This is a genomic window from uncultured Veillonella sp. (genome assembly GCF_963534045.1).
Taxonomy (GTDB): domain Bacteria; phylum Bacillota; class Negativicutes; order Veillonellales; family Veillonellaceae; genus Veillonella.
On the sequence record NZ_CAUSQT010000094.1, the window covers coordinates 1 to 3,009 of the forward strand.

The following is a 3,009-nucleotide window of genomic DNA, read 5'->3' on the forward strand; positions in this document are numbered from 1 at the left end:
CCAATGTACGGCCGTCAGTACCCATACCACCGATGGATTCAGTAGTCCAAACAGGGTCGCCTGTGAACAAGTTGTTGTATTCATGGATACGTGCGAAGCGAACCATACGCAATTTCATGATGAAATGGTCTACGAATTCTTGGATTTGTTCTTCTGTGTATGTACCATTGCGAAGGTCGCGTTCAGCGTAGATATCAAGGAATGTAGAGTTACGGCCGATGGACATAGCAGCACCGTTTTGTTCCTTGATGGCGCCAAGGTAACCGAAGTAAATCCATTGCATAGCCTCGCGAACGTCTTTAGCTGGTTCGGAAATGTCATAGCCATAGGACGCAGCCATTTCTTTCAATTCTTTCAAGGAACGGATTTGTTCTTTGATTTCTTCGCGGTCACGGATTACGTCTTCTAGCATATCACCCATAGTGATGCTGAATTCTTGGTTTTTCTCTTCGATTAAGTAGTCGATACCGTATAGTGCGATACGACGGTAGTCACCGATGATACGGCCACGGCTATATGCATCTGGCAAACCAGTTACGATGTGCGCTGTACGAGCAGCACGCATTTCTGGAGTGTACACATCGAATACGCCGTCATTGTGAGTTTTACGATGCTTTTTGAAGAAGTCCTCTGTTTGAGGATCCATTTTGAAGCCATATTCTTCGATGGCAGATTTTGCAGTACGAAGGCCACCATAAGGGAACATAGCGCGTTTTAGAGGTTTATCAGTTTGTAAACCAACGATAGTTTCAAGGTCTTTGTCGATATATCCTGGCGCATGCGCAGTGATGTGTGTAGCCACGGAAGTATCGGCATCAAGCATGCCACCTTTTTCGCGTTCTTCTTCGTATAGTTTCATTACCTTGTCCCACAATTTTGTAGTACGTTCTGTAGGACCAACTAGGAAGGAGTCGTCCCCTTCATAGGGAACATAGTTTCTTTGGATAAAGTCGCGTACGTCAATCGCTTTATCCCACACACCTGTGTTAAAATCTTTCCATGCAGTATGTTGCATTTTGCACCTCCATAAATGGATATAACTATAGATTTTGATATATCTAGTGTACAATGTTTATCTAAAACTCACAATATATAAATGATATTAATTTTCAATACATACTATGCAAATTTCGTAAGAATAGATGTAATTTGTATTGTGAAAGTAAAATATGATACTTCAATATACTGATAGTATTAATGTTTTATAAGATATTATAAGTCTACTTATTGTAATATCCTATATATTAAATTATTTATAGATAATGAAATTACATTTCAGTTTTAAGATTGTTGTATTTATTGTTCACATAGTTTATTTGTTGATAGGTGATGACATTTTATTCTTTTGTGCCTATAATTGAATACATTACTCATATAAATTAGATGTATAGTAATGAAATAGATTATATATAAGGAAAGGAGATTGGTCCTATGTCAAACCGAGTGAAAACTGTCATAGGTGGATTGGCGACCATAGCTGTTTGGGCAACGGCATTTCCGTTTAGTAAAATTGCCTTACAATATGTAGACCCTTTAACACTAGCGGTGGCTCGCGTTGTAGGCGGAGCTATCCTCATGCTTATCATTGGAGTAGCTAAAGGCTTACAGATTCCTACAAGCTGGCGCGAGTGGGGGTTATACATCGTACTTGGTATGACGGGAAATTTCGTATATCAAGTTGTGTTTAATCAGGGCCTTCTTACCATTCCTGCGGCTACATCGAGTATTATCATGGCTTTGACGCCGATGACAACAGCACTCATGGCATTAGTCGTTTACAAAGATTTTATGAGGCCCATTGGTTGGCTCTTTACCATCACCGCCTTTGCAGGCGTAGCCATAATTATTCTTTGGAATGGCCCTATTAATGTACCGATGGGGGCCTTTTGGACATTATTCGGCATGATACTTTTTGCTATCTATAACATCGTCAATCGCGGATTGAGCCTAAAAGGGCATGATCCCATCACGGTTGCTACCTGGTCTATGTTCACCGGTGCGATTATGGCACTGCCTTTTGTATCACAATCTGTTGCCACCATCGCAGCAGCACCGCCTATTGCATGGTTAGCTATTATCTATCTGGCCTGCTTCTCGAGTGCGTTGGGCTTCGTATTCTGGAGCTATGCCTTGGAGCATGCAGAACATGTATCAGATGTAACAAACTTTATGTATCTATCTCCTGTTGTAGCAGCTATAGTGGCAGCTATACTCATCGGAGAAATTCCAGATTTAGGCCTTTATATTGGGGCGCCAATCATTTTATGTTCCCTATATATGTTTAATAAATGTAGATGACTAACATAATAAAACATATTTATGTTCTACTTGTTCTCTAGATAGGTTCATGATAGACTTTTACTAGAGAAACGTGCTATGTATATGCACAAATAAGAGAACCACTGATAAGTTGCAGCTTATCAGTGGTTCTTTTGTCCGTGTGCCAATTATTTATAGAACGTAAAAAGACGGCACTGTACAAGGATACGACTTTAGTAGTGTCTGTTCGTATATAGCGTAAAGAAAACCCTACACAAGCACAGCGACTTTAGTAGGGCAAGGCTCTTGGCCTTGCCCGTTAAGCTAGCTGGAGCGAGCATGTGTAGGGGTTTCTTTATTATTAAATGCTATTACCGAAAGTTTGTTGTCTATTAATAATATTTATGATTAAAATCATGTACCGCTTTATAGAATTCTGATATACTAGACGAGCATTTTTGCAAATTTATATCTTTAAGTAAGGAGTGTTTCTAATGAAGTTGAATTGGAAATTATTCGCACCGCTTATTGTGGCCATTCTCGTATGGCTCATTGGTGCGCCTCAAGGCCTTAGCGCAGATTCTTGGATTTATGTAAGTATCTTCGCAGGCCTCGTGGTGGGGTTAATTTTAGAACCAATGCCACCAGCTTTCATCGGTATCATCGCAGTTACCGTGTCTATGTTGTTTAAGGTCGGTCCTGCACCTGTTGTAGATAAAGCAACTGGTGTAGCAAAGGCGATTACTGATG

3 protein-coding genes are annotated in these 3,009 nt (G+C 40.2%); 2 read left to right on the forward strand and 1 reads right to left on the reverse strand.

Annotated features, from left to right (window positions below; all coding sequences use genetic code 11):
* Positions 1-1,015: pyruvate formate lyase family protein (locus RYP29_RS08730; RefSeq protein ID WP_311533162.1), on the reverse strand; the 1,015-nt coding region annotated here is incomplete at its 3' end.
* Positions 1,016-1,431: 416 nt separating this feature from the next.
* Between RYP29_RS08730 and RYP29_RS08735 the strand changes: the two genes are divergently transcribed.
* Positions 1,432-2,298, forward strand: a complete 867-nt coding sequence (locus RYP29_RS08735; protein ID WP_311533164.1) for an EamA family transporter — start codon at positions 1,432-1,434, stop codon at positions 2,296-2,298.
* Between the two features lie 455 nt (positions 2,299-2,753).
* The coding region (locus RYP29_RS08740) for an anion permease (protein WP_311533167.1) at positions 2,754-3,009 on the forward strand (256 nt) is incomplete at its 3' end.